This window comes from Neobacillus kokaensis (genome assembly GCF_014656545.1).
Lineage (GTDB): Bacteria > Bacillota > Bacilli > Bacillales > Cytobacillaceae > Neobacillus > Neobacillus kokaensis.
Genome location: NZ_BNDS01000055.1, coordinates 1 through 6,569, shown reverse-complemented (window position 1 = coordinate 6,569; position 6,569 = coordinate 1). Strand labels below are relative to the sequence as shown.

The window sequence follows — 6,569 nt, the reverse complement described above, 5'->3', positions numbered from 1 at the left end:
TATTGTACTTAAACAAACGGGGTGCTTTACTAAAACAACAATCGGACTGCTGTTTCGGCAGTCCTTTTTCATTTGTGGTTATTTAACTAAAGATAGGTTAGTGGGATAAGTGGATGATAATCCTTTAATCCAATTTTCATTAATTTGGGGAATTGAAAAGGTAAAAACACCATATAAAACTATGAAAGGAGGAAAGTTATAAAATGCAGATAATGAACAAATATTTCCGTGCGAATGCGAGTATGGTTTACATTATGACTAATAATGAAGTAATGAATCAAATCATTGCCTTTTACAGGGACATGAATGGAATGCTCACCTTTGTGGGTTCCTACCCAACTTATGGTAGAGGTACTGGTACAAAGGAAGTCTCCACTGCAACGGCAAACGATGGTGTCGATCCTCTTACGTCGCAAGGATCCCTGACTTTGTCCCGTGATGGACGTTTCATTCTTGCAGTGAACGCAGGCAGCCATAGTATCAGCAGTTTCATCATTACTGACAGCGGTGCCCCCGTACTCGTGGATGTGAAGCCATCGGGAGGTGCTCAGCCCAATAGCGTAGATGTATTTGGTAATCTTGTCTATGTTGCCAATGTAGGTAATGCCGCAAACCATTTTGCATCCAACATCACGGGTTTTCGCATAGATGATAACGGAAGCCTTACTCCTATTCCTGGGTCCTCCCGTTCTCTCAGCACTTTCAATGCTCAGCCCGCTCAGGTTCTCTTCACTCGTGATGGTAGTAAAATCCTTGTATCCGAACTCACTTCAAACCATCTCAGTGTATTCCATGTAAATCAAAATGGTACGGTTACAGAACCAATCGTAAATGATTCTTATGGTCAAGGACCATTGGGTGCATATTTTCTATCCTCTGAAATCCTCTTAGTTACTGAAGCAGATTCAAATGCCCTGTCATCCTATTCAATGAGCAACGACGGGATCCTTCATGTGATCAGTGGCTCTGTACCGAACGGATATAAAACCGCATGCTGGGTTGTAACAACAAGGGATGAACGTTTTGCATACATTACGAATACCTTAAGCGGGCACCATCTCCACCTACCGAATCGATCCCAATGGAGCACTGTCGGTGATAAGGCATATTACCAGTACACCGCCAGGTACAGCTCCAGGACTGCCGATGGATGTTGGAGTGAGTAAAGATGGACGGCATTTTTACACCCTAAACGGAAATCAGGGTACAGTCTCCGTATTTACTATTCAAGATGATGGAAGCCTGGTTAGATTGCAGGTTGCTGCTTGGACTAACCTTCCTTATCTTGGATCGCAAGGGTTAGCTATTCTTTGATTTTATGAAGTTCACTATATTTGGTGGAATATAAAATAAAGGGCTGCCGACATAATGGCGGCTTTTGTTATGAAAAAACATAATTGCCAGCAAGAATGTGAAAGAATGTACTTAAGCTAACGGGTGGCGATTCTTAAAGAAGGAGAATCGCTTTTTTTGTTGAACTTTCTTGTTCCACTAACGAAGCAGTTTAGTTTGAAAAAGTTGCATTTAGGAAATATATACAGAAAGCCAAAAGGTGATTATACAAATGAACCTTATTAAATATTTCGTTTTACAGTTAATGCTATGTAGTGTAATATTCCTAACTGGTGTCTACTTAGACAGCTATATTAGCAAACCATTTACTATTATTGATTTAATAGCAATAATCATTGGTGTAGTAATAATTTATATTGTTTTAACCCTATACAATAAGGTAAAAAAAGGTCTAAAACCCGTTCGCTATGAGATTTTATTTACTGTATTAGCTATTCTTATTGCGGCTATCATTATAGGAGTTTTAACTGGGGAAGTGAAGTTTTAATCTTTCTTCAACTAACGGGTGCGAGAATACAAAAGCGACGCCAAAAACGTCGCTTCTTTGCTTAGAAATATTTTTGATAAAACTCTTGTCTTAGCCTTCCGCTTAGCTGGGCATATATTCGGGTAGTCTCACTCTTCTCGTGGCCCAGAAGGCTTTGTATGACTTCAACTGGTGCCCCGTTATTCAACAAATGAGTAGCGTAGCTGTGCCTGAGTTGATGAGGATAAATTTCTTTATCGATGGCCGCACGAGCAGAGATTCGTTTTATGACATATCTCATTTGGGCAATACTCATCCTGTGTGGCAGCCGCTCCGTTACAAATATGGCAGGATCCGTATCCTGGCGGTGATCAATGTATCGCTTAAGCCAGATTTCGGCTCTTATATTGAAATAGACCTCACGTTCCTTGTCCCCTTTCCCCCTTACAATTGCTGAGCGGTTGGACCAATTAATGCAGTTGCGTTCCAGTGAAACAATTTCCCCAATCCTGCATCCTGTCGAAAACATAAATTCAAACAAGGCTTTTTCCATTGGGCTAACGCACGCCTCACGCAAAAGCTCGATCTCTCTTTCGGTCAAGAACTTCGGTATGCGTTTTCCGACCTTGGGTTCCTTTATCTTTGCTGCGGGGTTATGTGGTATATGACCTTCTTCGTGGCACCAGCGGAACAGGGATTTCATAAACCGTATCCTGTGTGCCATACTCGATGGCTTTAAGGCCGCAGCTGAATGATTAAGGTATTCCTTCAGATTTTCTGTGTTTAGAGTGGCTATTTCTGCATCCTTAAAATAGAGAACAAGCAGTTTTGCTTGAATGCCATAGGCTTTGATTGTATACGGGGAAAAGCCCAATTCGTTTGTCCGCGGCATATGTTTCCCAAGCCTTTGATATTAACAACCTAATTCCTCCCATTTAATCTTCTCTTTTAAGAGGAATTATTGCCTGGATTATCGAAATATAGACTTATTAAGCTAAAGTGGCAGGTTCGTTTAATTTAATATGATTTTGTATCTTAATCGCAATATATACGGGGGGATTTAAATTGGATTGGTTTTGGGGTTGGATAGCTCTTGGATTGGCTGCTGGAGCGTTTTATGAGTCAGCTAAACTAAAAAAGGATAATAAAATGCTAAGAGATAGAATTGAAAAACTGGAAAAAGTCGTATATAAATAATTTAATATTCTTGTTATAAAGGGTGCATTGTTCCAGGAAGGATTAGGCACCTTCTTTGTTGATTTCCTTATTGAACAAACGGGGCAGTAATGTTGAAGAAGAACAAACGCTAATTGCGTATTTTCGACACTTACCGCATACTTAGGAAATGATTGTGGGGAATTTTATGGAATGGGTCAAAGTTTTTGGGTTAATAGGAACAATTTGTTTTATTGGAGGATTAGTCCAACTCTTACGGTTTAGAAGGAAAGTAAAAAATACTGACAAAAACCAAGAACTGACCGATGAATTATCTGAAAAGTGGATTAAGCAACTTCATTGGGTTTCTATTTGGGGTATTTTGGGAATCGTTTTTTTGTTATAACTTACATTTTTCGAATTTTTTATGCGGGTTAATATTTATTAAAGTTCTTAAACAAACCTAATATTGAAAACAAGCATTAAATGAAGACAAAATTCAACAAACGACACTCTTGATTTTGTGTATATGACTTTTAACTTTCACAAACTCAAAATAAATTTGTTCGCAATTCGGTTTTGTGAACAATTGTACTTAAACTTAGGGTGCGATGATCCAAGAAGGATTGCCGCCCTTTTTGTAGAAGTCTTATTGAACGGGCAGGTTACTTTAGTAAGCAATGTAAGTTTCAATACTAGAAATTTAGAAATAAAGGGTGTTTTGATGAGAGGAAAATTAAGGGAGATAATAAACCAAAAAACATCAAATCCACTAATTATAATGATGTGTGGTATCGCAGGTTCAGGGAAGACTACATATGCACAACAGTTGGAAAAAGAAGGATTTGTCCGTCTTTCGATTGATGAAGAAATCTGGAAGGTTAATGGACGTTATGGAATAGATTACCCAACTGAGAAATATAGCTATTATCAAATTGAAGCTGAAAGAAGACTTCGTAATCAATTGGTAAGTCTTATTCAGGATAAACGAAAGGTTGTTATTGATTTTAGTTTTTGGCAAAAAGCCAAACGAGTTGAATATAAACAGCTGATTGAAGAAGCTGGTGGTGAATGGAAACTTATTTATTTGAAAGTTAGTCCTGAAGTTATTCGCCAACGGTTGATAGGACGGAGTAAAAGATTTGATGCAAATGCAGCCTTTCCGATCACCGAAAATACGTTAATTTCTTACTTAAACGGATTTGAAGTACCTTCACAAGAAGGGGAAGTTGTAATAGAGTCAACATAAAAAGTTTATTGATGCATTGAGTAGAATAAAATTTTTGTTGAACTTAAGGGTGCGTTGATCCAAGAAGGATTGCTGCCCTATTTTTGTAGAAGTCTTATTGAACATACGGGCAGTTTAGTTAAAGAAGCAGTAATGTTATATTAAATGTAAACCAAAGAATTGGGGAAATTTTAATGAGTGTATCAGAAGAAAATAAGGTTCTTGCAAGAACAGCACTTGAAGCATTTGAAGGAAAGCCCAATGTTTTTAAATATTGGGCTGAAAACAATATAAGTTCAGTCGATATTCTTTCTATAGCATAGTTAATAACAGTGTGACGAAGACTGATTGTCACACTGTTATTTAAGTTGTTATTAGCATTCGTAATTATAGTGTTAATCCATAATTAATTTATGTAAGGTAAAAGGTAATTGTAATTATTTGCAAAATAATTATAATAGACTGTGAAGATGGTAAAAAATTGACAAAATAGAAGGGGAGTGAAAAAATGAAATTCAATAAATACTCATTCTTACTTATCAGTTTTTTAGCTTTTATTAGTTTCGGATTCTTTTTATTCTACAAATATTTAAAAGCAGAGGAATTTTCAAATATAGATAGTGGTTTGCAATCAGGTTATAACGCATTAAATTTACAAATTATCAATACCATTTATATTCCCTCCATTATAATAATTCATATACTTTTATTTCTTGTATATAAATTCAAAGATAAAAAAACAAAGCATTAATAAATGAAAACTAATTTAAACATAACGTTTGTTAAGATAAACGCTTGGATACAAATTCAAGCGTTTTCGTATGTTAAATATTTTGTTATTTAATATTCCAATCCTCTACGATATTCCTTGTCCGTTCTGATATGAGCCAATCTACCATTGGTCATACATTTAAGATATCTAATACGCAACCATTTCAGCACAGGCTTTAATAACAACGCATAAATTTATGCGGTGTCTTCAATTAGTGTGCGAATTGATTTGATAATTATTGTGTTAAATCCATCAAAATATTGATATATCAATAAAAAAGGAGACACCAATTCATATGTGAATTGTGTCCCCAATTTGGTTGTTATTTAATGTTTTCTCCCCAATAACCGAACCCGTTACTGTCAATACGGCAGCCTTTTCTTATTGAACTAAAGATGCAGGTTAGTGAAGGAAGGAATATTCAATTAGGAAAATGAATGTACTACTATAAGTCGGTAAAATTTTTTATGTGTATCTATATTAAAATGGCTTTTCAATGCAAAATAAAAGGGTAGAGTTTTTTGAAAAACGTAATTCTATATTGGAGGATATTTGTCATAGTGGCGTTAGTGGTGCTTTTCTTGACGAATGTTATAAGTCAATTCACCTTCCTATCAATTCTATCAGGCATTATTATCTTTGTTGGGATTCCTTGGATATATATAAAGGTAACTAATAAATAACATAATATATTGTGAAGGATTGTACTTAAAGTAACGGGTGCTTTACCTTAAGAACAAGCTGCCATATTTGGTGCTCTTTCTTATCCAACTAACTGAATTCGTTAGTAAAAGATGGAATAAGCTAAAGAAGGAAAAAATATTCAGTATGTAGAAATTTATATTCAGCTATAAATATAAATTTCAAAAGAGGTAACTAATATGGAAGGGAAACACTGGACGATAGTATATAGGCTTGCTATTGTTGGAATTTTGATTTATATTGCTAATCGATTAAATCTCTTAATTAACTAGACTAGAGAAATTATCAATATAGGTAATCCGTAATTTTAAACATTTGACCCTCTTTTTTTGATAGGGGATTTTTTGAAAAGAGAATTGGAGAAGTTATTGTGAAGGTATCTACCTAACGGAATTCTTTTCTTCTTCAACTATAGTGGCCGATTAGTAAAAGAGGGGTTATTATTGGTCTTGAATGAATTAGTTAGATAGAGTAAAAATAAGGGGATATCATATATGAAAAAAGAACGACTTGAATACATTAAGGTTGCAAGTTTTGTTATAATAGCGGTTAGTCTATCTATTATTGCTTGGAATTCCTCCAAGGTAGTTTCAAATCTCCAGGGAATTCAACGTGAATTGCCTTATATTATTAATGCACTGCATAATGAATGATTACATTGAGGTTATTATTAAACTAATGAGTTGTTTTACTTTAAAATCAGGCAGCCTTAATTGGTGGCTTTTTATTATGCAACTAACGGAATTCAAGAGTTAAAGATCCAGCTGTCATTAAGGCAGCTTTTTCTAATTGGACTAACGGGGCAGGTTACTTTAAGAATGATTATAATTAAATAAAGAACTTAACTCAGAGGTGTTGCTGTTTCCTATTTAAGGAGGTATATGATGAGGTTT

Annotated in this window: 7 protein-coding genes and 2 pseudogenes; 8 read left to right on the top strand and 1 reads right to left on the bottom strand. The window is 35.4% G+C overall.

All coding sequences use genetic code 11. The annotated features are described in order from the left end of the window. The first annotated feature begins 203 nt into the window (after positions 1-203). Positions 204-1,314 (top strand): annotated as a pseudogene (locus IE222_RS26050) (lactonase family protein). Between the two features lie 250 nt (positions 1,315-1,564). Next, positions 1,565-1,840: a hypothetical protein gene (locus IE222_RS26045; protein ID WP_191277297.1), complete on the top strand. Its 276-nt coding sequence runs from the start codon at positions 1,565-1,567 to the stop codon at positions 1,838-1,840. 61 nt (positions 1,841-1,901) lie between these two features. On the opposite strand, the pseudogene IE222_RS26040 reads toward IE222_RS26045, so the two are convergent. After that, positions 1,902-2,739, bottom strand: a pseudogene (locus IE222_RS26040) (tyrosine-type recombinase/integrase). A 145-nt stretch (positions 2,740-2,884) separates the two neighbouring features. Between IE222_RS26040 and IE222_RS26825 the strand changes: the two are divergent. The 6 genes from IE222_RS26825 (at position 2,885) to IE222_RS26020 (ending at position 6,329) form a co-directional block, all read left to right on the top strand. Next, positions 2,885-3,016 carry a hypothetical protein gene (locus IE222_RS26825; protein WP_275671527.1) on the top strand — a complete coding sequence of 44 codons (132 nt, stop codon included), beginning with the start codon at positions 2,885-2,887 and terminating at the stop codon, positions 3,014-3,016. A gap of 166 nt (positions 3,017-3,182) precedes the next feature. Continuing rightward, positions 3,183-3,380, top strand: a complete 198-nt coding sequence (locus IE222_RS26035) for a hypothetical protein (protein ID WP_191277296.1) — start codon at positions 3,183-3,185, stop codon at positions 3,378-3,380. 318 nt (positions 3,381-3,698) lie between these two features. Beyond that, the gene (locus IE222_RS26030; protein ID WP_191277298.1) at positions 3,699-4,223 is read left to right on the top strand and encodes a P-loop nucleotide/nucleoside kinase family protein; all 525 of its coding nucleotides are present in this window, start codon (positions 3,699-3,701) and stop codon (positions 4,221-4,223) included. A 173-nt stretch (positions 4,224-4,396) separates the two neighbouring features. Further along, complete coding sequence (locus tag IE222_RS26615) at positions 4,397-4,525, top strand: hypothetical protein (protein WP_275671526.1); 129 nt, start codon at positions 4,397-4,399, stop codon at positions 4,523-4,525. A gap of 185 nt (positions 4,526-4,710) precedes the next feature. Then, positions 4,711-4,953, top strand: a complete 243-nt coding sequence (locus IE222_RS26025) for a hypothetical protein (protein ID WP_191277295.1) — start codon at positions 4,711-4,713, stop codon at positions 4,951-4,953. 1,217 nt (positions 4,954-6,170) lie between these two features. After that, positions 6,171-6,329, top strand: coding sequence for a hypothetical protein (locus tag IE222_RS26020; RefSeq protein WP_191277294.1), 159 nt, complete (start codon positions 6,171-6,173; stop codon positions 6,327-6,329). The last annotated feature ends 240 nt before the right edge of the window (positions 6,330-6,569 follow it).

What these genes read in the sequence shown, in the direction of transcription:
- IE222_RS26045 (WP_191277297.1), top strand. Translation starts at nt 1,565, where the DNA reads ATGAACCTTATTAAATATTTCGTTTTACAGTTAATGCTATGTAGTGTA.
- IE222_RS26035 (WP_191277296.1), top strand. Translation starts at nt 3,183, where the DNA reads ATGGAATGGGTCAAAGTTTTTGGGTTAATAGGAACAATTTGTTTTATT.
- IE222_RS26030 (WP_191277298.1), top strand. Translation starts at nt 3,699, where the DNA reads ATGAGAGGAAAATTAAGGGAGATAATAAACCAAAAAACATCAAATCCA.
- IE222_RS26615 (WP_275671526.1), top strand. Translation starts at nt 4,397, where the DNA reads ATGAGTGTATCAGAAGAAAATAAGGTTCTTGCAAGAACAGCACTTGAA.
- IE222_RS26025 (WP_191277295.1), top strand. Translation starts at nt 4,711, where the DNA reads ATGAAATTCAATAAATACTCATTCTTACTTATCAGTTTTTTAGCTTTT.
- IE222_RS26020 (WP_191277294.1), top strand. Translation starts at nt 6,171, where the DNA reads ATGAAAAAAGAACGACTTGAATACATTAAGGTTGCAAGTTTTGTTATA.